We start from the raw sequence: 24,172 nt of genomic DNA, 5'->3' as shown, positions 1-24,172 counted from the left end.
ACTGTGCGTCGACGGGCCCGTATGCACCGTGCTATCGGGGAACGGGTCCTCGTCGACACCGCCCTCGACGAGGCGACCGCACGCGACCTATTTCGAGACATGGTTCTCGCGCGGGAGTTCGACGAGCGCGCGCTCTCCCTCCAGCGCCGCGGCTGGATGCCGGGCTACCCGCCGTTCCGCGGGCAAGAAGGTTCGCAGGTCGGGGCCGCGCACGCGATGGCCGACGGCGACTGGCTGTTCCCGACGTACCGCTCGAACGCGATGCAGCTCGCCCGCGGCGTCCCCGCCAGCGACATCCTCCTCTTCCGGCGGGGGTACGCTGAGTGCCACTCCGACCACGACGTCAACAACTTCCCGCAGGCGGTCCCCATCGCGAGCCAGCTCCCCCACGCCGTCGGCGCTGGGATGGCGATGAACTACACCGGCGACGCGGACGCAGTCGTCGCGTACTTCGGGGACGGCGCGACCAGCGAGGGCGACTTCCACGAGGCGATGAACTTCGCGGGCGTCTTCGACGCGCCCGTCGTCTTCCTCTGCGAGAACAACAACTGGGCCATCTCGCTGCCACGCGAGAAACAGACCGCGAGCGACTCCATCGCCGTGAAAGCCGAGGCCTACGGCTTCGAGGGCGTGCAGGTCGACGGCAACGACCCGGTCGCCGTCTACGAGACCGTCGGCGACGCGCTCGACGACGCCCGCGCGGGCGAACCCGTGCTCGTCGAGAGCCTCACGTACCGACAGGGCGCGCACACCACGAGCGACGACCCCGAGCGCTACCGCTCCGGGGAGGAGGACTTGCCGGAGTGGCGGACCGCCGACCCGCTGGAGCGCTACGAGGCGTACCTCCGCGAGCAGGGCGTCGTCGACGACGAGTTCGTCGCGGGCTGCTGGGACGAGGCCGAAGCCGAACTCGACGCCGCCATCGACGCCGCCGAAGCGGTCGGCGAACCGGACGTCGACGAGGTCTTCGACTACGCGTACGCCGGGCGCACGCCCCGCGTCGACGACCAGAAGGCGTGGTTGGAGTCGCACCTCGAAACCCACGACCCGCAGGAACAGGAGTTCTAGGCGGCGGACAGCGAGATGTACGTCTTCGTCTCGGTGACGCCCGCGACCGTCCCGATGCGGTTCGACACCGTGCCGAGGACGTCCTGCATCTCGCTACCCTCGACCTCCGCGATGACGTCGTACTTGCCCGCGACCACGTGGGACGCGACCACGCCGTCGAGGTCGGCGACGCGGTCGCGGGCGTCGGCGGCCGTCCCCGCCCCGGTTTTCACCATGATGAACGCGTGAACCATACGCTCCGTTCGGCGGGCGACGCCAAAAGTATTGTTGCGTGGTAACGCAGCACAAACCTATTTGGCGCTCCCCCGCCTTACCACGCGTATGCACATCCTCATCGTCGGTGCCGGGCGCGTCGGCCTCCGAACCGCCCGAATCACGCACAACGAGGGCCACGAGGTCACGGTCGTCGAGAACGACTACGACAAGGCCGAGCGCGCGAAAAACGAGGGGTTCGCCGTCGTCGAAGGCGACGGCTCCGACGAGGACACCCTCGAACGCGCCGGCGTCGACGAAGTGGACGCCCTCGGCGCGCTCACCGGCGACCTCAACACCAACTTCGTCGCCTGCATGGTCGGCAAACACCACGGCTGCCGCACCGTCATGCGCATCGACGAGGACTACCGCGAGAACATCTACCGGAAGTACGCCGAGGAAGTCGACGAAATCGTCTACCCCGAACGCCTCGGCGCAATCGGCGCGAAGAACGCGCTCCTCGGCGGCAACGTCACCGCCATCGCCGACCTCGCCGAGAACCTCCAGATCGTGCAGTTCGCTGTCACCGAAGACGCCCCCATGCACGGCTACACGCTCAGCGAACTCGAACTCCCCTCCCACGCCCGCCTGCTCGCGTTCGGGAAGAAAGACGGCGCGCTCGGCCTCCCGCTCCCCGACGACACGCTCGAAGTCGGCGACCGCATCGCCGTCCTCGCCGAGTTCGACGCGCTCGACGACGTCCGCCAGATACTCGTCGGCGAAGCCACCGCCGCCACGGAGGTGGCGTAGATGGTCACCGCCTACGTCCTCGTCAAAGCCAACACCGGCGAGGCCGACCGTCTCCTAGGTGCTATCGCCGACACCGACGGCGTCATCGACGCCCACATCGTCGCCGGCGACGTCGACGTCATCGCCAAACTCGACGTCGACTCCCCCACCGACGTCAAGGACATCGCCGCCGACGAGATTCAGCACACGGACGGCGTCGAAGACACCGAGACGTACATTTCCATGTAATCGCACTTTTTGCGCTGCGGGCCGCCTCCGGCGGCCCTCGGCAAAAACTTGCGGAAAAAGCACTCCTCACTCCCTACAGTCGTTCGTCGGCCTGCGCTCGCTCGTTTCACTCACTCGCGCAGTGAACCGGCGACCTCGGGTTCTTCGAACCACTCGGCCACCGGATACTCAGTTACTGACTACGTAATGGCTGGTAGGTATCCGCGAGCGAGGGCGGCTATGCCGACCGAGCGCAGCGCAAAAAGTGGCTATTGGGCGTTCTGCGCGGCCTGCTGGCGCATCTGGTCGACCTGCTCGACGTAGTCGTAGCCGGGGATGACGCCCTGGAACCACGTGCCTTCGACGTAGTTGACGAGCGCGAGCGCGTCGTCGGCCACCTTCCCGGTTCGGGGGGAGAACGTGATTTCGACGGTGATGTCGCCGCCCTCGCGGGAGACGGATTCGACCTCGACGTCGTTCGCGAGCGTGACGCTGTCGGCGTCGACGACGCGGCGCTCGAACGTGTCGTACCAGCCGTCCTCGACGACGTCAGCCACGTCGTCCTTCGTCGCGGCGTCCAGCGTCGGCACGACTACCGTGATTTCGACCGCCTCGTCGTCGACTGAAACGGTGGCATCCCAGTCGTTCGTCGTCGGGACGAACTCGCCGTCCGCACGGGTGAAACGCCCGTGGTCGGCGAGCTCCTGCTCGATGTCAGTCATTACGAGCTAGGAGGTGACGCTCGCAGTTGGGTGTTGCGCTCCGGGACTTCGACGCCCGTAAGTAGTGCTGTCACGCACGTTTCGGCGATTCGCTCGAAGCGATGGGACTAGACTACCGCCGCGCGCTGGCCGTGCTCGCGCTCGTTGCCGTCGGCGGGTTCGCGGGTGCGAACCTCCGGTACGCGGTCTCGCTGCTCGCGCCCGGCCTGCCCGGCACGCTCGTTGTGAACGCCACAGGCAGCCTCGCGCTCGGTGTGCTCGTCTACGTAGCCGCCGACAGCGACGCGCTCGGGGAGCGCGCGCAGAGACTCCTCGGCACTGGCTTCCTCTCCTCGCTGACGACGTACAGCACGTTCGCCGTCCAGACTGCGGGCGTCTCGCCGGAACTGATGGTCGCGAACGTCGCCGCGAACTACTTGCTCGGCTTCCTCGGCGTGGTCGCCGGGCGCGCACTCGTCGTTCGCTACGGAGGTGGCGCGTGATGGACCTCCTCCTTCCGTCCCCGATACTCGTGGGCCTGGGCGGCGCGCTCGGCGCCGTCCTCCGGTACGCGGTCGGCGAGGCCGTCCAGACCGAGGGCTACCCAACGGGCACGCTCGTCGTGAACGTGCTCGGGACGTTCGTACTCGCTGCGCTCACGTTCGCCGGCGCGAACGACGACGCGATGCTGCTGCTCGGCACGGGGGCCTGCGGCGCGTTCACGACGTTCTCCTCGTTCAGCGTGGACGTCGTCGGCCTCGTGGAGAACGAGCGATTCGGCGCGGCCGCGTTCCACGCGCTCGGGAATCTGGTCGGCGCTGGTGTGGCGATTGGATTGGCGTGGCTGCTGGTGGCGTAGCTCGTAGCGACTGAGTTCGCCACAGGTAGCATTCGCGACGCGAGCGGCTTGAAAAGCCCGAGCGTCGCGATTCACCGCGCGACCGCAGGGAGCGCGGGCCGACGACCGAACGGAGCGAAGCGAAGTGAGGGAGGAGTGCTTTTGGTCGAGGTTTTGCCGAGGGCTGGCGGAGTCCTCGTGAACGTAGTGAACGAGGGCACGGGAGACCTCTGGTCTCCCGGAGCCAGCCCGCAGCGCAAAAGGTCGCATGCGAGGAGTGGGATTCGAACCCACGAACCCCTACGGGAGCGGGTCTTAAGCCCGCCGCCTTTGGCCGCTCGGCCATCCTCGCATTACGTCGTGGAGTCCGCGGGGAGAAGTCCGTTACGGTCCTACCAGTCGACGGAGAGGGTGCCGTCGCCGTGGGGGTCGGGCGCGATTTCCTCGTTCGTGCGGCGGTCGACGACGTGGATGACGCCCTCACCTTTCTTCGCGGGGCAGGCGTCGGCGGCGGCGACGTTGTGGTCGAGGCCGTCCTCGTCGAAGAAGTACGAGACGGGCTTGGCCATCCCGGAGGCGAGGTCCATCTCCCAATTCGCGGAGACTTCCGCGCACTTGCCCGCGCCGAAGCACTTGTTCGCCTCGAAGACGAGCTTGTAGGGTTTCTCGTCGACTGGCGGGGCGTCGGTTTCGCCGATGTCGCTGGGGTCGACGGCATCCGCGTCGTCAGTCATGCGCCAGAATTAGTGCTGGAGGGCTTTGAACTGTCGGTCGCCGGAGCCCGATCAGTCGTGAATCTTGACGGATTCGAGGACGACGTCGCGCTCGGGCTGGTCGTTGCGGTCGGTGTCGACGTTGCCGATTTCCTCGACGACGTCCATGCCACCGGAAGACTCGCTCTGCTCGTCTTCCGAGCCGTCCGAGTTTCGCTCGGAGACGTCCGTGACTTTCCCGAAGACCGCGTGCCGGTCGTCGAGGTGGGGCTGGGCGTCCAGCGTGATGAAGAACTGGCTGCCGTTCGTGTCCGGGCCGGAGTTCGCCATCGAGAGCACGCCAGCGTCGTCGTGACGGAGGTCGTCGTGGAACTCGTCCTCGAACTCGTAGCCGGGGCCGCCGCGACCGGTTTCGGTCGGGTCGCCGCCCTGAATCATGAAGTCCTCGATGACGCGGTGGAACGCGACGTCGCGGTACAGCGAGTCGCCCCGAACCTCGCCGCTCTCGGGGTCCTCCCACGTCTTCGTGTCGGGCGCGGGGTCGGCGCCGGCGGCGGGGTCGTCCTTCGCGAGCTTGACGAAGTTCTCGACCGTCGTCGGTGCTTTCTCGTCGTACAGCTCGACCGTGATGTCGCCCTCGCTCGTGTGGAGGGTCGCCTTCTTGGTCATACCCCAGCGAAGGCGACGAACTCGGATAACGCTACCTACTCAGAACGACTAGAACGAGCAGAGGTCCGCGAGCAGGCTCTCCGCGCGCCCGCTGGCGATGACGTCGGCGGCGGCTTCGATGCCTTCGTCGATGGAGTCGACGTCCTCGCCGGCGTACATGCGGAGCGCGGCGTTGAGTTTGACGGCGTCCGCGAACTGGTCGCGGCGGTCGCCCGCGAGCACGTCCGCCGTAATCTCGGCGGAGTCGGCGGCGACGTCGTCGACTTCGAGGTCCGCGCTCTCGATGTCCATGCCGTAGTCCTCGGTCTCGATGGTGAAGTCCTCCAGGTCGTCCCCCTCGGACCACTCGGCGACCGTCGTCGAGCCGGGGCGGATGTCGTCGTAGCCCTCCATCCCCTGGAACATGAGCACGCGGTCGAAGCCGACGTCCTCGCTCTCCCGCGCGGTCTCGACGACCTTCTTCGCGAACGCGAGGTGGTAGAACGAGCCGAGGTGGGTGTCGGCGTTCGCGGGGTTCGCGAGCGTCTCGACGGTGTTCACGAACGTCCGCACGCCCATGTTGTCGCGGCGGTCCCAGAGCGCGTCCACGACGGGATTGAAGTTCGGCTGGTAGTAGAACCCGAAGCCGTGCTCGTCGACCATCGCGGCGGACTCCTCGGGTTCGAGGCCGGTCCGGACGCCGAGCTCGTCGAGGACGTGCTTGTAGGCGTCCTGCTTCTGGGTCGGGACGCGGTCGCCGGAGTGGACGACGACGGGCGTCCCGGCAGCAGCCGCGACGACGCCGGCGGCGACGCCGAGAATCGCGGAGTCGCCCTTCCCGTCGTAGTTCGCGCCGCAGTCCACGGGGTCGGCGTCGGGTTCGGCGGCGACGACGCTCTCCCGGCGCATCGCGTCGACGTACGCGCCGAGTTCCTCGCCGTTGTTGCGCTTCCAGCGGTTCGCCAGCCAGAACGCGCCCAGCGTCGTCTGGTCGGGCGTCAAGTCGAGGATGCGCTCGAATGCTTCCATCGCCTGCTCGCGGGACATGTCTTCGGCGGACTTCGGCCCGGAGCCGACGACCTCCGTCATCAGGCGCTGCAACGGCCACTCGCCGTGCGAATCACTCATGTCGACGTGTTGGATTTCCACCCGCGTAAATCCACCCGGTTTCGATGAGCGCGGCCCGCGAGTCGGCCCGCCGACGAACCGGTAAACAGTAGCCGACGCAGTCCCAACCGCGTGGTAATGGCCGCCGCCGACTGGCGCGAACGCGTCGACGACGTGGACGCACGCCTCATCGACGAGTACCAGAGCGGGTTCCCGATTCGGGAGCGCCCGTTCGAAGTCGTCGCCGACGACCTCGGTGTCACTGAAGCCGACGCGCTCGAACGTGTCGAACGCCTCCACGATGAGGGTGTCTTCAGGCGGTTCGGTGCCGTCCTCAACCCACCCGTCATCGGGTCGTCCACGCTCGCCGCCGTGCGCGCGCCCGCCGACCGCGACGACGAGGTCGCCGACGTCATCAACGGCTACCAGCAGGTCAATCACAACTACCGCCGGGACCACGAGTACAACCAGTGGTTCGTCGTCACCGCCGGCAGCCGCGAGAAGCGCGACGAGATTCTCGCCGACATCGAGGCGCGGACGGGCTGCGAGGTGCTGAACCTCCCGATGCTCACGGACTACTACATCGACCTCGAGTTCCCGGTCGTGAACGGCGACAGATTTGCGCGGGAGAGTCTCGATAGCACCGGGGTTTCCGCGACCCGCATCAGCGAGAGCGCGGCGGGCGACCTCTCTACGCTGGATGCCGACCTCCTGCTCGCGATTCAGGACGGCTTCCCGCTGTCGGCGACGCCGTACCGGGACATCGCGGACGCCATCGGTGCGCCCGTCGCGGACGTCCTCGAGGCTACCGAACGCCTGCTCGCGGACGGCTGCATCAAGCGCGTGGGCTGCGTCGTCAACCACGTCGTCACCGGCTTCGACGCCAACTGCATGGTCGTCTGGAACGTCCCCGACGACGAACTCGACGAGCGCGGCGTCAGCGTCGGCGAACTCCCCTACGTGACGCTCTGTTATCACCGCCCGCGTCGTCCCGATCAGGACTGGCCGTACAACCTCTTCACGATGATTCACGGCCGCGAGAGCGACGCCGTCGACGAGAAAATCGACGAACTCGCCGACGAGTACCTGCCGTTCGACCACGAGCGCCTCTACTCCGAGGAAACGTTGAAGCAGACGGGCGCGCGCTACGACGACTTGGTCGGCGAGTAGTTTGGCCGCGACCGTGAGGGAGCGGCTTTTTTTGGTGCAGATTTTTCGAGGCGGGTGTGCTTCGCATACCCAACGAGAAAAAGGTGCGAGCGAAACGTTGAAGCAGACGGGCGCGCGCTACGACGACTTGGTCGGCGAGTAGCTAGCGTTCGGTCGGCGAGTAGCTACCGTTGTCGGGGGAGTCGAAAGGAGAATTCGAGTGGCGTCCGACGCCGATGCAGTCGGCGACTTCGCTCGCTACTCGCGCGCGGTGGTGTACAGAATCGGCGCGATGACGAGCAGCGCGACGCCGAGGAACCGGTACGTGAACGGGTCGCCGCCGAGCTGTGAGGCGGGCGTCACGAAGAAGATGACGCCGAACAGCGACGCGTTCAGAGCCACGACCTTCCGGGAGCCGAGTGGGATAGTGCCGACGATGGACAACGCGAACAGAACGAGGAGCGCGTGCCCGACGTGGTAGTTCACGAGGAAGTCGTCGACGAGGGGCAGCGGTGTGAACGCCATGCTGGCTGGATTTCGCCGCGAAATCCCCTTTAAGGTTCCGTTCCGCCGTCCGGCCCGGTGAGGTCGAGGGGGCGAATCCACCCGTACCACACCACCAGCACCATCGACGCGTAGCCGACGGCCCACACCGCCGCGCCAACCGTCGAGAAGCCGGCCTGGTGCAGGAAGTAGTTCGCGACTCCGGGGAGCACGACCCCGGCGGCGATGACGAGTCCGAGCGCCACGCGTGAATCCATACCGGGCGTTCGCGCTCCGCCCGCGTCAAAGCCCCGGTTCCCCGCGCGCGCCGACGACGGCACGTCGTGCTCGCGGGACCGTCGCTGCGCTCGGCGTTCGATGCAGGAAAGTGCCGGCCGCGACGGATACGGCGGCGCGCCAGCGGGGACACTGAAGCCCGCGACGTCGAGGCCGAATCGAGTGGGGCGTGGGGGCAGTCGGCCTCGACGGTCAGCGGGGGAGGGGACCAACGGGCACCGGGTTTGGTGTCGATGCCCACGTCCCCGTACCCGCCCATCCCTACTCAAAGCGGCGCGCAGTCGCAGTGCCTGCAAAAACCCGGTCAGCCGACGAGTTGGCGCGCCATCCACTCCTCGCTGGCCTGCCCGAGCATCGCCTCCCAGTCCGGGAACGACGTGCGCGCCGCGACGTACTCGTCGAACGCCGCCTCGTCGATGGCCGCGAAGTCCGACCGCGTCGCCACCTCCCAGTCGCTGTCGTCGAGGAACCCCCGGAACGTCGCCGCGTCCGTGTGTCGCTCCATGAACCCCGGCGTGAACAGCTCGCCGAGCGCCGCGTCGTCGCCGCTCAACGCCGCCGCCCGCTCGTGGAGGTCGTCCACGAGCTCGGTTACGTCGTCGGTCATGAGTGGGCAGTGGCGGCGAGAGAGCAAAACCGTTCGGGAGGAGAACCTGGTGCACGCTCGGACTGCTCTGGGGCGCGTATCCGCTCCCCGCTCGTCTCGTAGCGCTCGCGGGCGTAGTCATCGCGGCCGACGACGTCGTCGAGCACGCCTTCGGAGTGTGGACGCCGCTCGATGCGTTCTGGCGACACGTGCTCTTCCCCGTGGTGTCGAGTCTGTAACGGAGAAAAGCGGCTAGTTCCCGTCGGGGGAAAGTAGGGGTTCGAGTATGTCTTCGTAGAGCCGGTTTGCGAAGATGATGGCGAGACTCATAAGGACTAGATGTGCGAGGGGGACATTCGCCTGCATTTCCAGCCCACCGAATAGGGGTCCCCAAGCCCAGATTCCGAGGAGGATGATAATTTTCGCTACCCACTCCGCGTTGAGATGTTTCGCGACGTTTCCGAGGCCCTTGAGCCGAGACATTTCAGGCGCGGAGCCTCATGAGGTGATAGAAAATCACGCCGAGAAGCAGAACCCCGGTAGCGGCGACCGGCAGCACGCCGCTGGTGACTCCGTACCAGATGGCATACACTGCGATAAGCCCGAATACGAGGGTAGCACCCACTAACGCGGCGACTTGACGGGCAACACGGTGAACCGTTTGCTGTAGTTCACCGTCTTCCGCGTGGGATTGCATGTATGTCATCACCAGAGACTCTATCGGCGCAGTCTCTATCAGGTTCTTGGTGACCTCGTCTTTTATTCTTTCTTGGTCCTTTTCTGATAGGTCTTGGAAGGTTACATCAACGGTCTCAACGACCTGCTCCGTAGCTCTTCCCGGCGATAGAGGGTTATCGTGACCCGAGTCAAGATTGTCGTTTGATGAACTCATCTTAGTATTTTTCGGGCCTATTGTTGTCCCGATTCAACTGGAATATCGTCCGGATCTGATCTCTGTCGCTGACTGTGGTTAATTGCTCGTGAGAGCGCACTTCATCCTCGTTCGCGGTGGTTAGTAGAACTCTGTCGTCGTCATCGGTGAACAGAGCGAACTTGACCTGTGCTAGTCCAGGGACTAGAGGGGGTTCGACCGTTATAGATACGTCACTCGTCTCGCCAGGAGGGATGTCGACCGAAGGGACACTATCGAACCCCTTTGTCATCTGTGTACTACCTCCAAGATGCTGGACAACTTCAAGCGAGGGGATATAGGCCGATTCCAGGAAGTCCTCACCTTGATTTTCGAAGTGTAGCGTCAGTTCGTTGTGGCTCCCGGAGATTAGCTCGCCTCTCGGAACGTGGTCTACGAACGCGTTAAGCCAGTCAATACCCACCAGGACGTCATCCTCGGGGAGAACCGTAGTTTCGTTCGCGGCTTCTGGTTGTTGCCTGAGGTCTACTGGGAGATCTTTCATCGACTGAGGAGCGTAGTGAGCCGAGAAACCCGTATAATGTATGTCGTAGTCGGGCATCTCTATTCTTTCTCGACTTCGATTTCCTTCGCACGCTGTGTTTGTGTGGGGTGCTCAAACGAAGTTTGGCTCATGTATTAGTTATTCATACGCTGTTAGTTGAAAACCAGCACTCGTCACTCTCAAACCAAACGCATAGAAGACTCTCACAGTTAACGACAGAGAAAGGAAGTGGGCCAGTCCGGATTTGAACCGGAAGCTTCCACCTTATCAGAGTGGCGCTCTACCTAATTGAGCTACTGGCCCAACGCATCCGGACGTTTGCCGCTGGTACAATTAAGGGTTTCCTTTCGACAGCGCGCCGTCGTGCGTCATCGGGTGTCGGCGTCGTCGTTGTCCTCGAATTCCACGTCGTAGGAATCCTCGTCGAGGTCGATGGTGTCGTCGTCGTCGCTGCCGGCCGCTGCGCCCGGGCCGAACGGGCCGCTGCCGCCGGGACCGTCGTCGCCGCCCGCGCCGGCGAACGGGCCGCCGCTGTCGTCGTCGGGGAAGCCGAACGTGTAGACGTTCCCGGTGGCGAACCCGCCGGTCTTCTGCTCGAGCTTGGGCTTGATGACCCACTCCTTGACGGCGTAGCGGAACGGGTACCGGGTGACCGGGAAGACCAGCAGGAAGCCCAGCGCGTCCGTCAGCAGGCCGGGCGTGAGGAGGAACGCGCCGGCGGCGATGAGCAGGCCGCCGTCGACGAGTTCGTCGGTCGGCGTCTTCCCTTGCGCGAGCGAGCGCTGGATGCGTCGGAGAGTGTGGCGGCCTTCCGCGCGCACGAATAGCGTGCCGAGCAGGGCGGTGAGGACGACGAGCGCGACCGTCACCTGCCAGCCGACCTGCCCCGCGACGAACACCAGGAAGAGGGCGTCCGCCAGCGGAATCACGAGGAGCGCGAGGAACAGCCACCGGAGTCGGGGCATACGCCGGGGTAGCCGTCCGCGATTCATAGCCTTTCTGTTGGGCGCGGCGGCGTTCGCCCGTGTCGAAACGGTTTCCCGGGTTCGCCGCGCAGCGGACGTATGGACGAGTCCGCCGACGCGACGCGCGTGGAGTGGCGCGAGTGGGGCGAGGAGGCCTTCGCGGAGGCCGCCGAGCGCGACGTGCCGCTCTTGGTGTCGCTGGTGACGTCGTGGAGCGACTGGTGCCGGCAGATGGACGAACGGACGTACGCCGAGCCGCGCATCGCCGCGAACGTCAACGACGACTTCGTGCCGGTGCGCGTGGACGCCGACCGCCACCCGCGGGTGCGGGAGCGCTACAACATGGGCGGGTTCCCGTCGACGGTGTTCGTGACGCCCGGAGGCGACCACCTCGCGGGTGCGACGTTCCTCGAACCCGAGGGGTTCCGGCAGGTGCTCCAGCGCGTCCGCGAGACGTGGGACGAGCAGGGCGAGGACGCGGGGAGCGTGCCGCGCGCGCTCCGCGGCGGCGAGCCACCGGTCGGCCCCGTGAACGGCGACATCGAGCGGCTGCTCGCGGGCCAGCTCGGCGAGCAGTTCGACCCCGAGCACGGCGGCTGGGGGACCGACGAGAAGTTCCCGCTGCCGGCGACCGTCGAGTTCGCGCTCAAGCGCGAGCGCGACCAGGCGCTGCGCACGCTCGACGCGGTCCGGAGAAACCTCGCGGACGACGTGGACGGCGGGTTCTTCCGGTTCGCGCACGGCCGCGACTGGTCGGACCCGCAGCGCGAGAAGGTGCTCGCGGAGAACGCCAGCCTGCTGCGCGCGTTCGCGTCGGCGTACCTCCACACGGGCAGTGAGGACTACCGCGAGCCCGCCGAGCACACCATCGACTACGCGACGGGCACGCTGTGGACGGGCGAGGCGTTCGGCGGGAGTCAGGCCGCCGGCGAGTACTTCGAGCAGTCCGCCGACGAGCGCGCGAGCCACGCGGAACCCCCGATAGACGAGACGGCGTACGCGGACGTGAACGCGCTCACCGCGGACGCCCTGCTCGCGTTCGCGGCGTACACCGACGACGACACTGCGACCCGATACGCCGAGCGCACGCTCGACTACCTCCGGGACGAACTCGTCGACGGCGCGACCGTCCGCCACTTCGACGAACCGGACGCTCCGACTGGCTTGCTCGCGGACCGCGCGCGCGTCGTGCAGGCGTTCGCATCGGCGGCCCAAGTCCTCGGCGGCGACTACCTCGACACCGCGGTCGCCGTCGCGGACGCCACCATCGACGACCTGCAGGACGCGACGGGCGCGTTCCTCGACGGCCCCCTGGAGGGCGCTGGCCTGCTCGACCAGCCGCTGCGTCCCATCGACGACACCGCCGTGATGGCGGACGCGCTCGTGGACCTCCACTACCTCACGCGGGACGCGCGCTACCACGAGGCCGCGTCGGACGCCGTCGGCGCGTTCGCCGGTGCCGCCGAGCGCATGGGCGCACAGGTCGCGGCGTACGGCACTGCCGCGTCCCGGGTCGTTGGCGACCCGCTCGTCGTCGAAGTTGCGGACGAGGCCGGCAGCGACCTCCACCGCGCGGCGCTCCGGATGGCCGACCACGAGAAGGTCGTCGTCCCGAACGTCGACGGCGAGTCGGGGACCGCGTGGCTCGTCGAGGCCGACGGCACCAGCGAGGCCGTCGACTCCCCCGAAGCGCTCGCGGAACTCGTCGCGAACACTCAATAGCTCTCGGGAGACCACCGGCGTCCGACGGACCCCTCTAAATCGGGTTTCAAGGCGGTTCGCGGCGTAGCCGCTGGTGATGGCCCACGAGCAACCTGATTCTCCGGTCGACCTCGACGAACTGCTCGACGACCTCCCGTACATCGAGGCCCGGCCGCCGGACCCGCTCGAGTGAGCGCCGCGGCGCAGCGGCGTAAACCGGCGCAGCGTTTTTCACGTCGGCTGTCGAATAGGCAACAACATGGCTGATTTGCGGGACCTCGGCCTCTCGGAGTACGAAGCCGGCGCGTACCGCGCGCTCCTCCGAACCGGGCCGGCAACTGCCAAGGAGTTGTCCGAGGAGAGCGGCGTACCGATGGGTCGCATCTACGACGTGCTCGGCAGCATCGAGTCACAGCATCTCGTGCGAAGCCAGGCCGCCAGCCGCCCGAAGAAGTACGTCGCCGTCGAACCCGAGACCGCCCTCGACCGCCTGCTGGAGGACCGCAAGCGCGAACTCCGGGAAAAGGCCGACCAGTACGAGGCCGTCGTCGACGAGCTGGAATCCGACCTCCAGACGCCCTCCGAGCCCGAGGAGGGGTTCTGGACGGCCGCGCTCGGCCCCGCGGACTCGCTTGACCTCCTGCTCGAACGCATCGACACCGCCGACGACTCCATCCGGCTGCTGGCGGGCTTCGAATCCACGAGCTTCGACGTCGCCGACACCACCAGCCGCATCGTCGACCACCTCGAAGACGCGCTCGAACGCGGCGTCGACGTCTCCGTGCTCATCTCCCAGGACCTCTCCTCGAACATCCCGGACGAGGTCAACGAGCGCTACGTCACCGTGCTCGCCGAACACCCGGGCTACGAGGTCCGCATCGGCCCCGTCGTCGAGGGCAACGTCACCATCGTCGACGACGCCGAAGTCTGCTTGGAAGTGACGAACCCCGTCGAGCCCGACGAGTCGTTCGCGATGATAGACCTCCACGACTCGACGTTCGCCGCGGACGTCTTCGAGGTGTTTGCGGAGACGTGGACCGACGCCGCGACCCTGGACTGACTACTCGCCGCTCACTTCCTGCTTTAGCGCCCCGAACTCCGCGACGCGCTCGGCGTGGGCGTTGTGCTGGTGGATGGACTCGTCGTTGGATTGCTTCATCGTGACGACGGCGTCGTCGTCGAGGTGGTCGAACTCCGAGACGACGTCCTCGGCCATCGAGCGCACGCAGTCCTCGACGAACTTCGCGTTCGCGTGGGCGGCGTACGTCATGTGGTCCTCGTCGGGGCGCTTCGCGAGGTTGTAGATGCGCGCGCTCATCGAGTCCCGCGCGACGTCCACGAGGTCCATCAGGTCGATGTCCGGGTCGCCGGACGTTTCGATGGTGAGCGTCGCGTGCCCGCGCTGGCTGTGCCCGGCCTGCGGGACTTCTTGGAGGAATCCCCGGACGTTCTCCTCGCCGACGCCGAGGTCCTGGAGTTTCTCGCGGGCGTGCTGGCTCATCATCTGCTGGCTGCACGGGCAGACAGTCATACCGACGACGCGCGCGCCGATTTCCTCGCGGGTCGGCTCGCCCTCTTCGGCGGTCGCGGACGCGAGAATGTCGACGGTGCCCTGCGTCGGGCGGCCGCTGGCGGGCGTCTCGTCCCGAATCATCAACTCCGCCTCCATCTCGACGGTGGCCGTCGTCGTGTACTCGTGTTTGTCGAGCAGGCGCTCGGCGGTCTCCCCGCACATCTCCTCGACGCGGTAGACGGGCTCGGAGACGGCGTCTTCGAGCGTCTCGTCGATGACCTCCATGTTCCGGCTCATGTCGATGCCCTTCCGGCCCTGCGGGAGGTCGACGTACACCTCGAACTCCGCGGTCAACACGATGGGGCGCTTGTCCTCGCGGGCGATTTTCACGAGCTTCTCGACGCCCGTCACCCCGACCTGACTCAATCCGACTGCAACCTCCGGCTCCGTCGCCTGTACGTCCGGCAGCTGCTGGCTCATTATCCCGCGGTAGGGCTGGTAGCTCACTAACCCTTTCCGTTCCGGCGACTTGCTCCCGTTCGCCGAATAGTTATTTGAGCTTTTTCAGCGCCTGGAAGAAGTCCGAGTCCGGGCCGGCGACGCGCGCTGGTTCGTCGGCTGCCTCGACGGTGATTACTTCGGGCGTCTTCACGCGCTGTCGGTTCGACCCGTCGCTGGAGACGACGGCGTACTCCGGGCCATCCACGCGCACCGTGACCTCGCCGCCGACCGGCGTCAACAGCGGTGGCATCGCCTCGTCCGCACACATGCCGTTGACGACGAACGCGCCGACGCCCGGCTGCACGAGCGGGCCGCCCTCGCTGAGGTTGTACGCGGTGCTCCCGGTCGGCGTCGCAATCAGGACGCCGTCGGCGTGTGTCGCCTCGAACAGCGAGCCGTCCACGCGCACCTCGATGTCGATGCCGTGGCCGTGGCCGCGCTGGTCGCCCTGAATCACGACTTCGTTGAGCGCCGGCGTTAGCGACCACTCGCGCTCCCCCGACGCCGCCGCCCGCGGCACTTCTCGGTGGCGCACTTCGTCGGTTTCCCGGTAGCGCTCGACCTCCCGGCGCACCGCCGAGACGGCGTCCTCCGGCGCGACCGCGTTCAGGAAGCCGACCTCCCCGAGGTTTACGCCGAGCACCGGCGTCGACCCCGCGCCCCGCGCCGCGAACAGGAACGTGCCGTCCCCGCCGATGCTCACTACGAGGTCGCAGGCGTCGAACTCCGCGACCTCGTGGCCGTCGCCGTCGAGAGCGTCCGCCGTCGCCGTGTCCAGCCACACCTCAACGTCCCCGCCAGCGAGCATTTCGCGGACGTCCGCGGCGAGATACGCAGCCCGCGAGTTCCCCCGCTGTGCGACGATTCCAACGCGCATACGCTCACTCGGGGAGCCGTGCTTGAAAAACCCGCGGGCGGCGGAAACTACTTTTCGCTGTGTCCCGACCACCCGGACATGGAGCCGACGGCGCAGTGCGCCGCGGTACGGAGGCGTCATCGTGGCTGACGAGGAGGACGAAGACTGGTTCGAGAAGGCCTTCGAAGAGGAGACCGAGGCGGAATCGGAAGCGGAACCCGAAGAAGAGCCGTCGGGGTCCGAATCCGGGGAGCCGAGCGAAGCGTTCAGTGAAGCGCCCGAGGAGCCGTCCGAACCGCCGGAGGAGTTCGGCGAAGCGTCGTCCGAACCACCGACGCCAGCCGAGCCCGAGGACGAAGCGGAGCCGGGCCCCGAGAGCGAAGTCGACGAGTTCGCCGAAGCGTTCGGCGGCGGTGCTGATGGCGAACCGACGGGCGGCGAGGAAGACCTCTTCGAGGACGACTTCGCGGCCGCATTCGGCGGTGGCGGCGGCGGTGGTCCCGGTGCCGCCCCGTCCGGCGGCGAGGACGACTTCGGGTTCGACCTCGACGCCGATGTCGGCGCGGGCGGGCCCGGCGGCTTCGAGGAGGACGAGGAGTACGAATCCGACATCGCGCGCATCGACTTCGGTATCGAAGGCCTCGACGAGATGGTCCAAGGCGGCGTCCCCGAGCGCTCGCTCATCGTCGCCATCGGCGGCGCCGGGACCGGGAAGACGACGTTCGGCCTCCAGTTCCTCCACGAAGCCATCCAGAACGGCGAACGCGCCGTCTACATCACGCTCGAAGAGTCCCGGCAGCGCGTCGTCCAGAGCGCCACCGAGAAAGGCTGGGAGTTCGACCGCCACACCGAGGAGGGAAATCTCGCGGTCGTCGACATCGACCCCATCGAGATGGCCAACTCCCTCACCAGCATCCGCAACGAACTCCCGCGGCTCGTCGAGGAGTTCGGTGCCAGCCGCCTCGTCCTCGACTCCGTCTCCCTTCTGGAGATGATGTACGACGACCAGTCGGTCCGCCGCACCGAAATCTACGACTTCACGAAAGCGCTCAAGGACGCCGGCGTCACCACGATGCTCACCAGCGAAGCCTCCGAAGACAACCCCTTCGCCTCCCGCCACGGCATCATCGAATACCTCACCGACGCCGTCGTCGTCCTCCGCTACATCCGCCCCGAGGACTTCCGCGAAACCCGTCTGGCCGTCGAAATCCAGAAGATTCGGGACGCCAACCACTCTCGCGAGACGAAACCTTACGAAATCACCCATCAGGGTATCAGTGTCTATCGGCAAGCGAATATTTTCTAGAACGCACTTTTTGCTGCGCTCGCGGCCTCCGGCCGCTCGCTTGCAAAAACTTGCGGAAAAAGCACTCCGCCGTCTTTCGAACGACGAGGAGTGCTTTTAGCGTAGCTTTTGCCAGCCGAGCGAGACCGTAGGTCTCGCTGGCCGTGCGAACGGGCGCTACGCGCCCGTGAGCAGACGAGCGCGCCGCAAGCGCGCGACCGCAGCAAAAGGTACTATCGGACTATCGTGACCGGTACCGGCGAGCGCCGCACGACACTCTCGGCGACGCTGCCGAGGAGGATGCGGGAGATACCCGAGCGGCCGTGGCTCCCCATCACGACGTGGTCGAAGTCGTTCTCCTCCCCGTAGTCGACGATGGCGCGGCTCGGTCGCCCGACCTCCGTCGTTGTCTCGATGTCCTTGTCGTACTCGTCGGCAATCTGCTGGGCCTCGTCGAACAGCTCCTCGGCGGCGTCTTTGGCCTGCTCGAACCATTCCTCAGAGTAGCCCGGCACGGTCGCCTGCGCCGTGTACCCGGCCTCGATGGGGTCGATGACGTTGATGGCCGTAATATCGGCGTCCTTGAAGTGTTCGAGGGCGTACTCCAGGGCTTCCTTCGACTGCTCGGAACCGTCGACGGGAACGAGAATCTTCGTCATGGTGTCGGCTCGAAGTTCACTAGCCCGGGTGAAAATTCTATGGGCCGCGGACCGCCCGACGGGGCGTCCGTGGTCAGTCCCGGCCGTGCCGCGTCAGGCACGTCGGCAGCCCCTGAATCTCGACGGGCTCGGAGTTGTCCGGCGAGTAGACGACCATCTGGCCCTTCTCCATGTAGGGGACCTTCGACTGCAGCGACGACGGAATGTTCACGGCGTTGATGGCGTCCTCGTCCCCGAGGTTCAACACGACCGTCGTGTTCACTTGCTTGAACACGGGGTCGGCGATGTCCTGGGGGTCCTGGGTGATGAGGAACAGGCCCAGGCGCTCCTTGCGGCCCTGTTTGGCGGCTTCCGTGAACTTCCCGACGACCTTGTTCGCCTGCACGCTGTCGGCGTCCGCGAGGAAGTTGTGGGCTTCGTCCATCCCGACCACGAGCGGCGTCTCCTTGATGGTCTCGTAGCGCGGGTCGTTCGAGAGCTTCTGGTCGACGAGCAGACTCGACACCGCCAGCACCACCGTCTCGGCGGCTCGCGAGTCGCTGATGTGGTAGGTCGGCACCACCGACAGCCGGCCCGGGCGGACGAACTGGCGGTCTTCGACGAGCTCCGTAATCGGGCGCGCGTCCTGGTCGAACAGCCCCGACGGCATCCCGTGAACGCGCCGGAGCACGGCCTCGTAGGTCGCCTCGTGGACGCGCCCGGACTCGTCGAGTTCCTCCTTCAGCGCGGGGTCGTCGAGGAACGAGCAGAACTCCTCGTACGTGCCGCCCTGTCCGTACTGCCCGAAGAACCGGTCGAGCAGCAAGTGGAGCGCGCCGTACTGATTGTCGTTGAGGCCGCTGGACGCGACCAGCCACGGGTTCGACCGCACCATCGAGAACGGAATCGTGAATTCGACGCGCTCGGCGTCGTGGTGGTCGGCGGCGTACGACGCCGACCCGACCTTCGGCACGAACGCGACCGTGTCGTCGTGGCCCCCGTGCGCGAGCCCCTGTGTCTCCCAGCGGCGCTCGTCGCCGGCGTCGGCCTCGGGGTTGTCGTCGTGCATCTGCGCGTACTCGTCCTGGGGGTCGAATTGGACGACCGCCATCCGGCGCTCCGCGCCGCCCGTGTCCACGGGATAGCGGCGGTCCTCGTGGAGGTACTGCCGGAGCACGTTCTTCGCGGAGTGAGTCTTCCCCGACCCCGTCCCGCCCGCAACGAGCGTGTGCCGGAAGACCAGCGGGTCGCCGGCCTCGTAGTCGTCTTTCACGCGGTAGTCGATGGTCGGCGGTTCGGCGGCCGTCCGCACCTTCTCGCCGCCGACCGAGAGGTGGCCGAGGAAGACGCCGTCCTCGGGAATCTTCAGCCCGGTCTTGATTTCGGTGGCGTCGTCCGCTTCTCGGACGACTGTCTCGGGCTTCGGGACGCGGTCGGCCATCCGGCGCTTGAGGTCGTCGCCGTTATCGGACTGCGTCCGATTGCCTGAGGGACTTCGTCCCTCTCTGTCCCGGTAGAGGACGGCAACGGGTTCGAGTTCCGCGAGGAACTTGTAGTCCTGCTCGTCGACGCTCTCCGAGCGCATCGCGCGCCGCGCGTGAATCTCGGTGGCGTCGTCGCTCTGGAACGCCTGCACGTACTCCAGGCCGGTAATCTTGCAGAACAGCTTCTCGCCGCCGGGGTACGGCGCGACGAGGTACGAGCCCAGCCGGACCGACGACCGGTTGCTCGCGGTGACGTACGCCTTCAGCGCGGTCTCCTGACCGTCCTCGTGGATGCGCAGGCCTTCCGAGACCGCGAGCGCGCCGAGGCCGTCGTCGCTGCCGGTGTCGTCGAGGTCCGGGCGTTCGAAGTCGTCGGCGGTGTCCGCGTCGCTCTCGGCGGTGTCCGCGTCGTCGCCGCGGTCGTGGTCCGCGAAGTCCCCGAGGTCGCTCATGCTCTCGGAGTGGCGGGCCGCGCACTAACCGCTTTCCCTCGCGCTGTGTGCGTCCGCGTCCGCGTGCTTATGCTCGTCGCGTCCGTACAGCCGTGCATGTTGCTGGTGCGCGGTTCGGCGGCCGGGACGACGTTGACGGGGACGCTGTACGAGCGCGGCGAGGAAGCGCCGTCGTTCAAGGGCGCACCCGACGAGGCAGCGCCGTACGTTTGGGTCTGCGACGAGTTCTACGCCGTGGAGAGCGGCGGGAGCATCCAGGAGGTCGGCGGGCGAGACGTCAACGTCGCCTTCGAATCACCGATGCCGCGCGGGTTCGACACGCGCGAGCAGGCGCTGGACGCGGCCCGCGAGCACGTCCGCACGCAGCTCGCGCGCATCGGCGTCGACCCCGCGGACGTCGACATCGAGGTCGAGCCCGAGCACGAAGCCGAGCTCTAGGCGGTGTAGTCGTCGAACGCGCGCACCGCGATTCGGACAGAGATGGTCGCGAGGATTCCTGCGAGGAACACGCCGACAGCGAGCGCGCCGACGTGGACGGCGGCGTCGGCGACACCGAGGAGGTTTGCGAGCCCGCTGGCAGCCGCGGGGACCTGAACGGCGGTGGCGATGCCGGCGGTGAGCAGGAACGCGAGCGTGTAGACGCCGAACGCCCACATCGAGGGGACGACGACCTCGCGGCTGCGGCTGATACTGGTGGCGTCGTACTTTGGGTAGGTCGTGCCCACGCCAGCCGCGAGCGCAGCCGCAAGCACCGGGAGGACGGCGGCCGCGACGACCGTACATACGAGCGCGACCGGGGGAAGCGGACTGAGGGCGGCGAGCCCACCCGCGACGGCGACCGTCAGCGGGACGCCGAAGACGGCGCTCGCAACGACGAGCCCGCCGACGAAGTCGCGACCCGAGACGCCCGAAATCGCGGTGACCGGGAGCACTGCGCCCTCGTCGCCGAGCGGGTTGAGGGTGAACGCGGCGCCGGTCATCCACGCGCCGTACAGCGCAATCGACGGCGGGAGCGAGGCGGTGACGTGGCCGGCTTCGACGCTCGCTTGCACGGGCGTCACGAGCAGGAACGCGGGGTAGGCGACGAAGACGAGTTTGATGGGGGCACGGCGGGCGCGTAGCCAACTCTTCCGCGCGACCCACGCGGGCCGCCGCCCGACGAGGCGATCGAGGCGGCCGCCGGAGACGGAGTCGGTTTCGCGTTCGCTGGCTTCGACGCTCTCGGTGTACCAGCGGCGCTCGGAGAGCCGGACGCTCGCGAGCACGCCGCCCGCGCCGAGGAGAATGGAGCCAGCGAGGACGACACCGGCTTTCGCGGCGCTCGCGGAGGGGACGACCGCGAGCGTAGCGAGGTCGGCGTACCACGAGACGGGCGAGGCTTGCGCGACGCCGATAATCGGGTCGATAGCCTCGTCGAACGTCCCGGAGACGATGAGTCCGAAGTACGCGAGGAACGCGGCGGCGCCGATGAGCGTCTTGAACCGCGCGACCAGTGCCGACCGGCTGGCGAGATAGGCGATGCCGACACCGATTGGGAAGCCGACGAGGAACGCGGTCGCGGTGAGCGTGAGCACGGCGAGCGCGGCGAGCGGGAACGCCACCGGGGAGCCCGCGCCGACCGCGAACGCGACCGAGGCGACCAGCAGCGGCGCGACGAATAAGCCCGAAGCGCGCACGTAGCCCGCGAGCAGCAGGCCGCCGACCACGTCGCGGGCGGGGACCGTGGTGAGGTAGCCGTCGCGGACGTCGATGTCGCCGAGTTGGACGACGGTCAGGTACGCCGCCATGAACAGCGTGATGGTGGCGAGACCGGCGGGTACGAGGCTGACGAGCTGGCTCAGTTCGCCAGGGTTCTCTGCGAGGCCGCGGCCACCCAGGTACGCGCCGTAGGCGGCCGCCGCAGTGAATGCGACGCCGAAGACGGCGACGATGCCGACGGACGCGAGTTGGGCGGTGCTCTTCCCGCGGAGCGTCCGCCACGCGATGCGGAGCTCGTTGACGGCGATGCGGGCGGCGTGGTTCGGGTCCGGGAACGCGGGCATCTCAGGCCTCCTCGGCCGCGTCACCGATGCCGCCGGTGACTTCGAGGAAGACGTCTTCGAGCGTGCGCTCGTCGCCGGCTTCCGCGCGGGTCTTGAGGTGCTCCGGGGACCCTTCGGTGACGAGGCGACCGTCGTAGAGCACGCCGACGGTGTCCGCGAGCTCGTCGACGACTGGGAGGATGTGCGTCGAGAGGAAGACGGTGGCGTCGCCCTCGGTGAGGTCTGCGATGGTGTCGCGGACGGTGCGGGCGGCCCGGGGGTCCAGCCCCGACGTCGGCTCGTCGAGGAAGAGCACGGCCGGGTCGTGGAGCATCGCCTGGATGATGCCGACCTTCTGTTTCATCCCCTTCGAGTACGCCGAGATGCGCTTGTCGGCGTCGCCGGCCAGCGAGAAGCGGCCGAGCAGGTCGTCGATGCGCGCCTCGGCCTCCGCCTCGGGGAGGTCGCGGAGGCCGGCGACGTACCGGAGTTGCTCGCGGGCCGTGAGTTCGGCGTGCAGCGGCGGCTCCTCGGAGAGGTAGCCGACGTTCGAGACGACGGCATCGCGGTTTGTGACGTCCGCGCCCGCGACCGTCGCGGTGCCGTCGCTGGGTTTCGTGAGCGTCGTGAGCATCCGCATCGTGGTGGTCTTCCCGGCACCGTTCGGGCCGAGGAAACCGTAGACGCTGCCGGCGGGGATGGCGAGTTCCAGCCCCTCGACGGCGGTCTCGTCGCCGTACCGCTTCGTGAGGTTGCGCGTCTCGATGGCGCGGTCGGTCATTCACTCGGAACTGCTGGTTCGTTCGACTTAAAGGTAGACGCGGGTTCGCGGGCCGCGCAATCAGCTCTCGGACCAGCGCTGGTCGTCGTAGTTCTCGTCGCGCCGGCTGTCGAAGGAGCGCTCGAGCTTGCGGACGAGTTCCTCCTTCTCGGTCGCGCCGATGCGCGCGAGTTCGTCGGCTTTCCCGACGGGCTTGGGCGGCCCGGCTTCCGCGGCAACCTGGCTGGTGACGTAGCGCTCGACGGCGTCCCGGCAGTCCTCGCTGTCGGCGAACGCGCGCGGCAGTTCGACCTTGTGCACGAGGTCGGTGCGCGGGTCGTAGACGACGAAGAACGCGACCTCGTAGCACTCCGCGGGGAGTTCGCGTTCGACGCCGAGTTCGCTGGAATCGGCGAACACGCCGTCCGCGCCGAGGGTGGACGTGAACCAGCCCGTCCACGCCAGTTCGTCGGTGATGCGGTGGTAGTCGTCGCCGTCGATAAATTCGCGGCGTTCGAGCACCTGCCCGAAGAACGCGGCGTCGCTAGCCCACGGCGTCGGCCGGCCGCGGTCGCGGAGTGCGCGCACGAGCGCCTGGCTCGCTGGACTCTTCACGAAGCCCGCCAGCGGCACGTCCTTCTCGGCGAAGCGCTCGACGAGGCGGACGTAGTTCTCCAGCACCTCGCCGACGAGCTCGTTCTCGGTGACGAGGTCCGCGAGGCTCGCGTGGCGGTCCGCCCAGTTCACGAGCTGCTTGGGGTAGACCGGACCGTCCAGCAGGAGGAGGTCGTCCACATCGTCGGCGTGTTCGAGGGCGTGGTGGCTCTCCGCGAGGTAGAGCGCGAGGCCGTGCACTACGCGTTCTTGGTCGCGGGCCAGCGGCGTCGTGTGGACGATGCGGCCGCGGCTGTACCCCTCGTCCCACTTGCGCCAGTCCGTATCTGTGCGGACGGTGGCGTCGTTGGAGTGGACGCTCGTGATGACCGTGCGCGAGCGGTGGAGGTCGAGGTCGCTGGGCGTCGCGCTCATCGCGGCCTGGGCGAGGTCCAGCACGAGCCCGTTCTTGAACGTCTTCGGGTTGATGGTGCCAGAGTCGAGGCCGTGGGCGGTGTCGAACGGCGACGACTGGAGCGCCAACTCTTCGACATCTGCGGCCGAGCGCCGCTGTTCCGCGAGCGGTTCCAGCACGGGGCCGTCGTCGCCGTAGAGCGGGTCGAGGGAGTTCGCCCACGTCTCCTCGGCGACGTCGCGGTGCTCCTCGGCGTCCACCTCGTGGCGAATCTGGCTCGCGAGTTCCGCGATGCCGTCGAAGTGGACGGGGTCGAGGGTCATGGCCGTCCCTCGGGCGCGGAGGGTCAAATAGGCAGTCGTTCGCGCGGCCCCGGGGGACGATTTCTTCACTCGCACTAACCACCAGATGGCGGCGTTTACTCGTGGGCGAGCTAACTTTTGTCAGAATAGTTAAATGGTCGCGGGAGAGAGGGTGGGGTAGATGTCGCAGGGCGACTCCACGGTCAACTGGCGACGCACCGACGACGGCGTGGAACTCTACGACGAAGCCGACCCAGACGCGTGGATTCGGATGGCCGTAGAGCCCGGCGCACCCGCCGAGGAGCGACCGTACAGCGTCTGCCCCGAGTGCGGGCTCGTCGCGGCCCAACGCACCGTTCCCGGTCGCCACATGGCGTGCGCGGATTGCGGTGCCGAGTTCGACGTCGACGCGACGGCGGACGCCCGCGCGCCCGACGGCGACTGACGCACTGGCCGAAGACGACACGTAAA

At 67.3% G+C, this 24,172-nt stretch carries 31 protein-coding genes and 2 tRNA genes; 12 read left to right on the top strand and 21 right to left on the bottom strand.

The genetic code is table 11. From position 1 onward, the window contains the following. Positions 1–21: 21 nt before the first annotated feature. Positions 22–1,068: a thiamine pyrophosphate-dependent dehydrogenase E1 component subunit alpha gene (locus LT974_RS13060; protein WP_232588073.1), complete on the top strand. Its 1,047-nt coding sequence runs from the start codon at positions 22–24 to the stop codon at positions 1,066–1,068. Here the strand turns inward: LT974_RS13060 and LT974_RS13055 are convergent. After that, positions 1,065–1,301 (bottom strand): Lrp/AsnC family transcriptional regulator, encoded by a 237-nt coding sequence (locus tag LT974_RS13055; protein ID WP_230891643.1) that lies wholly within the window; start codon positions 1,299–1,301, stop codon positions 1,065–1,067. The two genes, LT974_RS13060 and LT974_RS13055, sit on opposite strands and share 4 nt — an antisense overlap. 88 nt (positions 1,302–1,389) lie before the next feature. Between LT974_RS13055 and LT974_RS13050 the strand changes: the two genes are divergently transcribed. Both LT974_RS13050 and LT974_RS13045 read left to right on the top strand, forming a co-directional pair. Beyond that, on the top strand, positions 1,390–2,070 hold the full coding sequence (locus tag LT974_RS13050) for a potassium channel family protein (protein ID WP_230891642.1): 681 nt from the start codon (positions 1,390–1,392) through the stop codon (positions 2,068–2,070). Next, on the top strand, positions 2,071–2,298 hold the full coding sequence (locus tag LT974_RS13045) for an Lrp/AsnC family transcriptional regulator (RefSeq protein WP_232588072.1): 228 nt from the start codon (positions 2,071–2,073) through the stop codon (positions 2,296–2,298). A 248-nt stretch (positions 2,299–2,546) separates the two neighbouring features. Here the strand turns inward: LT974_RS13045 and LT974_RS13040 are convergent, their stop codons facing one another. Continuing rightward, positions 2,547–2,999, bottom strand: coding sequence for a DUF5813 family protein (locus tag LT974_RS13040; RefSeq protein WP_232588071.1), 453 nt, complete (start codon positions 2,997–2,999; stop codon positions 2,547–2,549). A gap of 101 nt (positions 3,000–3,100) precedes the next feature. On the opposite strand from LT974_RS13040, the gene LT974_RS13035 reads away from it, so the two are divergent. Continuing rightward, positions 3,101–3,481, top strand: coding sequence for a CrcB family protein (locus tag LT974_RS13035; protein ID WP_232588070.1), 381 nt, complete (start codon positions 3,101–3,103; stop codon positions 3,479–3,481). Continuing rightward, entirely contained in the window at positions 3,481–3,837 is a 357-nt protein-coding gene (gene crcB / locus LT974_RS13030) for a fluoride efflux transporter CrcB (RefSeq protein ID WP_232588069.1), read from the top strand. Before LT974_RS13035 ends, crcB begins: the two co-directional genes overlap by 1 nt. 248 nt (positions 3,838–4,085) lie before the next feature. Here the strand turns inward: crcB and LT974_RS13025 are convergent. The 4 genes from LT974_RS13025 to LT974_RS13010 all read right to left on the bottom strand — a co-directional run bounded on the left by LT974_RS13025 (position 4,086) and on the right by LT974_RS13010 (position 6,305). Then, a tRNA-Leu gene (locus tag LT974_RS13025) sits at positions 4,086–4,168 on the bottom strand. A 40-nt stretch (positions 4,169–4,208) separates the two neighbouring features. Then, positions 4,209–4,550, bottom strand: coding sequence for a ferredoxin (locus LT974_RS13020; protein WP_232588068.1), 342 nt, complete (start codon positions 4,548–4,550; stop codon positions 4,209–4,211). Positions 4,551–4,601: 51 nt separating this feature from the next. Beyond that, a complete protein-coding gene (locus tag LT974_RS13015; RefSeq protein WP_232588067.1) occupies positions 4,602–5,198 on the bottom strand; it encodes a peptidylprolyl isomerase in 597 nt (198 codons plus the stop codon). Positions 5,199–5,246: 48 nt separating this feature from the next. Beyond that, positions 5,247–6,305 (bottom strand): anthranilate phosphoribosyltransferase, encoded by a 1,059-nt coding sequence (locus LT974_RS13010; protein ID WP_232588066.1) that lies wholly within the window; start codon positions 6,303–6,305, stop codon positions 5,247–5,249. Between the two features lie 117 nt (positions 6,306–6,422). Here LT974_RS13010 and ahbB point away from each other — a divergent pair, with 117 nt between their 5' ends. After that, positions 6,423–7,454 (top strand): siroheme decarboxylase subunit beta, encoded by a 1,032-nt coding sequence (ahbB, locus tag LT974_RS13005; protein WP_408611687.1) that lies wholly within the window; start codon positions 6,423–6,425, stop codon positions 7,452–7,454. A 237-nt stretch (positions 7,455–7,691) separates the two neighbouring features. On the opposite strand, the gene LT974_RS13000 is transcribed toward ahbB, so the two are convergent. The 3 genes from LT974_RS13000 to LT974_RS12990 form a co-directional block, all read right to left on the bottom strand. Further along, complete coding sequence (locus LT974_RS13000; RefSeq protein ID WP_232588064.1) at positions 7,692–7,958, bottom strand: hypothetical protein; 267 nt, start codon at positions 7,956–7,958, stop codon at positions 7,692–7,694. Between the two features lie 29 nt (positions 7,959–7,987). Continuing rightward, complete coding sequence (locus LT974_RS12995; protein ID WP_232588063.1) at positions 7,988–8,194, bottom strand: hypothetical protein; 207 nt, start codon at positions 8,192–8,194, stop codon at positions 7,988–7,990. Positions 8,195–8,517: 323 nt separating this feature from the next. Further along, positions 8,518–8,820: a hypothetical protein gene (locus LT974_RS12990; RefSeq protein WP_232588062.1), complete on the bottom strand. Its 303-nt coding sequence runs from the start codon at positions 8,818–8,820 to the stop codon at positions 8,518–8,520. Positions 8,821–8,822: 2 nt separating this feature from the next. On the opposite strand from LT974_RS12990, the gene LT974_RS12985 reads away from it, so the two are divergent. Beyond that, the gene (locus tag LT974_RS12985) at positions 8,823–9,038 is read left to right on the top strand and encodes a hypothetical protein (RefSeq protein ID WP_232588061.1); all 216 of its coding nucleotides are present in this window, start codon (positions 8,823–8,825) and stop codon (positions 9,036–9,038) included. Positions 9,039–9,051: 13 nt separating this feature from the next. On the opposite strand, the gene LT974_RS12980 is transcribed toward LT974_RS12985, so the two are convergent. The 5 genes from LT974_RS12980 to LT974_RS12960 form a co-directional block, all read right to left on the bottom strand. Continuing rightward, the gene (locus tag LT974_RS12980) at positions 9,052–9,282 is read right to left on the bottom strand and encodes a hypothetical protein (protein WP_232588060.1); all 231 of its coding nucleotides are present in this window, start codon (positions 9,280–9,282) and stop codon (positions 9,052–9,054) included. Position 9,283: 1 nt separating this feature from the next. After that, a complete protein-coding gene (locus tag LT974_RS12975; protein ID WP_232588059.1) occupies positions 9,284–9,691 on the bottom strand; it encodes a hypothetical protein in 408 nt (135 codons plus the stop codon). A gap of 1 nt (position 9,692) precedes the next feature. After that, positions 9,693–10,271, bottom strand: coding sequence for a hypothetical protein (locus LT974_RS12970; RefSeq protein ID WP_232588058.1), 579 nt, complete (start codon positions 10,269–10,271; stop codon positions 9,693–9,695). A gap of 172 nt (positions 10,272–10,443) precedes the next feature. After that, positions 10,444–10,517, bottom strand: a tRNA-Ile gene (locus tag LT974_RS12965). Positions 10,518–10,582: 65 nt separating this feature from the next. Further along, positions 10,583–11,179: an FxsA family protein gene (locus LT974_RS12960; protein WP_232588057.1), complete on the bottom strand. Its 597-nt coding sequence runs from the start codon at positions 11,177–11,179 to the stop codon at positions 10,583–10,585. 99 nt (positions 11,180–11,278) lie between these two features. Between LT974_RS12960 and LT974_RS12955 the strand changes: the two genes are divergently transcribed. Together LT974_RS12955 and LT974_RS12950 are read left to right on the top strand one after the other, a co-directional pair. After that, entirely contained in the window at positions 11,279–12,901 is a 1,623-nt protein-coding gene (locus LT974_RS12955) for a DUF255 domain-containing protein (RefSeq protein ID WP_232588056.1), read from the top strand. Positions 12,902–13,139: 238 nt separating this feature from the next. Beyond that, positions 13,140–13,940 carry a TrmB family transcriptional regulator gene (locus LT974_RS12950; RefSeq protein WP_232588055.1) on the top strand — a complete coding sequence of 267 codons (801 nt, stop codon included), beginning with the start codon at positions 13,140–13,142 and terminating at the stop codon, positions 13,938–13,940. On the opposite strand, the gene mptA is transcribed toward LT974_RS12950, so the two are convergent. Together mptA and LT974_RS12940 are read right to left on the bottom strand one after the other, a co-directional pair. Next, positions 13,941–14,873, bottom strand: coding sequence for a GTP cyclohydrolase MptA (mptA, locus tag LT974_RS12945; protein WP_232588054.1), 933 nt, complete (start codon positions 14,871–14,873; stop codon positions 13,941–13,943). Positions 14,874–14,943: 70 nt separating this feature from the next. Then, the gene (locus tag LT974_RS12940) at positions 14,944–15,771 is read right to left on the bottom strand and encodes an NAD(+)/NADH kinase (protein WP_232588053.1); all 828 of its coding nucleotides are present in this window, start codon (positions 15,769–15,771) and stop codon (positions 14,944–14,946) included. A gap of 118 nt (positions 15,772–15,889) precedes the next feature. Between LT974_RS12940 and LT974_RS12935 the strand changes: the two genes are divergently transcribed. After that, complete coding sequence (locus LT974_RS12935) at positions 15,890–17,056, top strand: KaiC domain-containing protein (protein WP_408611722.1); 1,167 nt, start codon at positions 15,890–15,892, stop codon at positions 17,054–17,056. Positions 17,057–17,268: 212 nt separating this feature from the next. Here LT974_RS12935 and LT974_RS12930 read toward each other — a convergent pair whose 3' ends face one another. Together LT974_RS12930 and LT974_RS12925 are read right to left on the bottom strand one after the other, a co-directional pair. Continuing rightward, entirely contained in the window at positions 17,269–17,694 is a 426-nt protein-coding gene (locus tag LT974_RS12930; RefSeq protein WP_232588051.1) for a universal stress protein, read from the bottom strand. A 73-nt stretch (positions 17,695–17,767) separates the two neighbouring features. Beyond that, entirely contained in the window at positions 17,768–19,609 is a 1,842-nt protein-coding gene (locus LT974_RS12925; protein WP_232588050.1) for an ATP-binding protein, read from the bottom strand. A 96-nt stretch (positions 19,610–19,705) separates the two neighbouring features. Here LT974_RS12925 and LT974_RS12920 point away from each other — a divergent pair, with 96 nt between their 5' ends. Beyond that, the gene (locus tag LT974_RS12920) at positions 19,706–20,047 is read left to right on the top strand and encodes a DUF7113 family protein (RefSeq protein WP_232588049.1); all 342 of its coding nucleotides are present in this window, start codon (positions 19,706–19,708) and stop codon (positions 20,045–20,047) included. Here LT974_RS12920 and LT974_RS12915 read toward each other — a convergent pair. Genes LT974_RS12915 through LT974_RS12905 form a run of 3 tightly spaced genes read right to left on the bottom strand, consistent with a single transcriptional unit; the run spans position 20,044 to position 23,722 of the window. After that, a complete protein-coding gene (locus LT974_RS12915; RefSeq protein WP_232588048.1) occupies positions 20,044–21,651 on the bottom strand; it encodes a hypothetical protein in 1,608 nt (535 codons plus the stop codon). The genes LT974_RS12920 and LT974_RS12915 overlap by 4 nt on opposite strands. A gap of 1 nt (position 21,652) precedes the next feature. Next, positions 21,653–22,411, bottom strand: a complete 759-nt coding sequence (locus LT974_RS12910) for an ABC transporter ATP-binding protein (RefSeq protein WP_232588047.1) — start codon at positions 22,409–22,411, stop codon at positions 21,653–21,655. A 60-nt stretch (positions 22,412–22,471) separates the two neighbouring features. Next, positions 22,472–23,722 carry a DNA double-strand break repair nuclease NurA gene (locus LT974_RS12905; RefSeq protein ID WP_232588046.1) on the bottom strand — a complete coding sequence of 417 codons (1,251 nt, stop codon included), beginning with the start codon at positions 23,720–23,722 and terminating at the stop codon, positions 22,472–22,474. A gap of 160 nt (positions 23,723–23,882) precedes the next feature. On the opposite strand from LT974_RS12905, the gene LT974_RS12900 reads away from it, so the two are divergent. Further along, positions 23,883–24,146: a hypothetical protein gene (locus LT974_RS12900; RefSeq protein WP_232588045.1), complete on the top strand. Its 264-nt coding sequence runs from the start codon at positions 23,883–23,885 to the stop codon at positions 24,144–24,146. The last annotated feature ends 26 nt before the right edge of the window (positions 24,147–24,172 follow it).

The organism is Halobacterium noricense (genome assembly GCF_021233435.1).
Classification (GTDB): Archaea; Halobacteriota; Halobacteria; order Halobacteriales; family Halobacteriaceae; genus Halobacterium; species Halobacterium noricense.
The sequence above is the reverse complement of the archived record's forward strand: the minus strand, read 5'-3'. Positions and strand labels throughout refer to the sequence as shown.

Bases quoted from the DNA above. Each gene is read 5' to 3' on its own strand.
- crcB (WP_232588069.1), top strand. From the start codon at position 3,481: ATGGACCTCCTCCTTCCGTCCCCGATACTCGTGGGCCTGGGCGGCGCG.
- LT974_RS13035 (WP_232588070.1), top strand. From the start codon at position 3,101: ATGGGACTAGACTACCGCCGCGCGCTGGCCGTGCTCGCGCTCGTTGCC.
- LT974_RS13015 (WP_232588067.1), bottom strand. From the start codon at position 5,198: ATGACCAAGAAGGCGACCCTCCACACGAGCGAGGGCGACATCACGGTC.
- LT974_RS12930 (WP_232588051.1), bottom strand. From the start codon at position 17,694: ATGACGAAGATTCTCGTTCCCGTCGACGGTTCCGAGCAGTCGAAGGAA.
- LT974_RS13055 (WP_230891643.1), bottom strand. From the start codon at position 1,301: ATGGTTCACGCGTTCATCATGGTGAAAACCGGGGCGGGGACGGCCGCC.
- LT974_RS13010 (WP_232588066.1), bottom strand. From the start codon at position 6,305: ATGAGTGATTCGCACGGCGAGTGGCCGTTGCAGCGCCTGATGACGGAG.
- LT974_RS12990 (WP_232588062.1), bottom strand. From the start codon at position 8,820: ATGACCGACGACGTAACCGAGCTCGTGGACGACCTCCACGAGCGGGCG.
- LT974_RS13020 (WP_232588068.1), bottom strand. From the start codon at position 4,550: ATGACTGACGACGCGGATGCCGTCGACCCCAGCGACATCGGCGAAACC.
- LT974_RS12905 (WP_232588046.1), bottom strand. From the start codon at position 23,722: ATGACCCTCGACCCCGTCCACTTCGACGGCATCGCGGAACTCGCGAGC.
- LT974_RS12910 (WP_232588047.1), bottom strand. From the start codon at position 22,411: ATGACCGACCGCGCCATCGAGACGCGCAACCTCACGAAGCGGTACGGC.
- LT974_RS12960 (WP_232588057.1), bottom strand. From the start codon at position 11,179: ATGCCCCGACTCCGGTGGCTGTTCCTCGCGCTCCTCGTGATTCCGCTG.
- LT974_RS12975 (WP_232588059.1), bottom strand. From the start codon at position 9,691: ATGAGTTCATCAAACGACAATCTTGACTCGGGTCACGATAACCCTCTA.
- LT974_RS12925 (WP_232588050.1), bottom strand. From the start codon at position 19,609: ATGAGCGACCTCGGGGACTTCGCGGACCACGACCGCGGCGACGACGCG.
- LT974_RS13060 (WP_232588073.1), top strand. From the start codon at position 22: ATGCACCGTGCTATCGGGGAACGGGTCCTCGTCGACACCGCCCTCGAC.
- LT974_RS12940 (WP_232588053.1), bottom strand. From the start codon at position 15,771: ATGCGCGTTGGAATCGTCGCACAGCGGGGGAACTCGCGGGCTGCGTAT.
- LT974_RS12980 (WP_232588060.1), bottom strand. From the start codon at position 9,282: ATGTCTCGGCTCAAGGGCCTCGGAAACGTCGCGAAACATCTCAACGCG.
- LT974_RS12950 (WP_232588055.1), top strand. From the start codon at position 13,140: ATGGCTGATTTGCGGGACCTCGGCCTCTCGGAGTACGAAGCCGGCGCG.
- LT974_RS13050 (WP_230891642.1), top strand. From the start codon at position 1,390: ATGCACATCCTCATCGTCGGTGCCGGGCGCGTCGGCCTCCGAACCGCC.
- LT974_RS12915 (WP_232588048.1), bottom strand. From the start codon at position 21,651: ATGCCCGCGTTCCCGGACCCGAACCACGCCGCCCGCATCGCCGTCAAC.
- LT974_RS13045 (WP_232588072.1), top strand. From the start codon at position 2,071: ATGGTCACCGCCTACGTCCTCGTCAAAGCCAACACCGGCGAGGCCGAC.
- LT974_RS12920 (WP_232588049.1), top strand. From the start codon at position 19,706: ATGTTGCTGGTGCGCGGTTCGGCGGCCGGGACGACGTTGACGGGGACG.
- ahbB (WP_408611687.1), top strand. From the start codon at position 6,423: ATGGCCGCCGCCGACTGGCGCGAACGCGTCGACGACGTGGACGCACGC.
- LT974_RS12995 (WP_232588063.1), bottom strand. From the start codon at position 8,194: ATGGATTCACGCGTGGCGCTCGGACTCGTCATCGCCGCCGGGGTCGTG.
- LT974_RS13000 (WP_232588064.1), bottom strand. From the start codon at position 7,958: ATGGCGTTCACACCGCTGCCCCTCGTCGACGACTTCCTCGTGAACTAC.
- LT974_RS12900 (WP_232588045.1), top strand. From the start codon at position 23,883: ATGTCGCAGGGCGACTCCACGGTCAACTGGCGACGCACCGACGACGGC.
- LT974_RS12955 (WP_232588056.1), top strand. From the start codon at position 11,279: ATGGACGAGTCCGCCGACGCGACGCGCGTGGAGTGGCGCGAGTGGGGC.
- mptA (WP_232588054.1), bottom strand. From the start codon at position 14,873: ATGAGCCAGCAGCTGCCGGACGTACAGGCGACGGAGCCGGAGGTTGCA.
- LT974_RS12970 (WP_232588058.1), bottom strand. From the start codon at position 10,271: ATGCCCGACTACGACATACATTATACGGGTTTCTCGGCTCACTACGCT.
- LT974_RS13040 (WP_232588071.1), bottom strand. From the start codon at position 2,999: ATGACTGACATCGAGCAGGAGCTCGCCGACCACGGGCGTTTCACCCGT.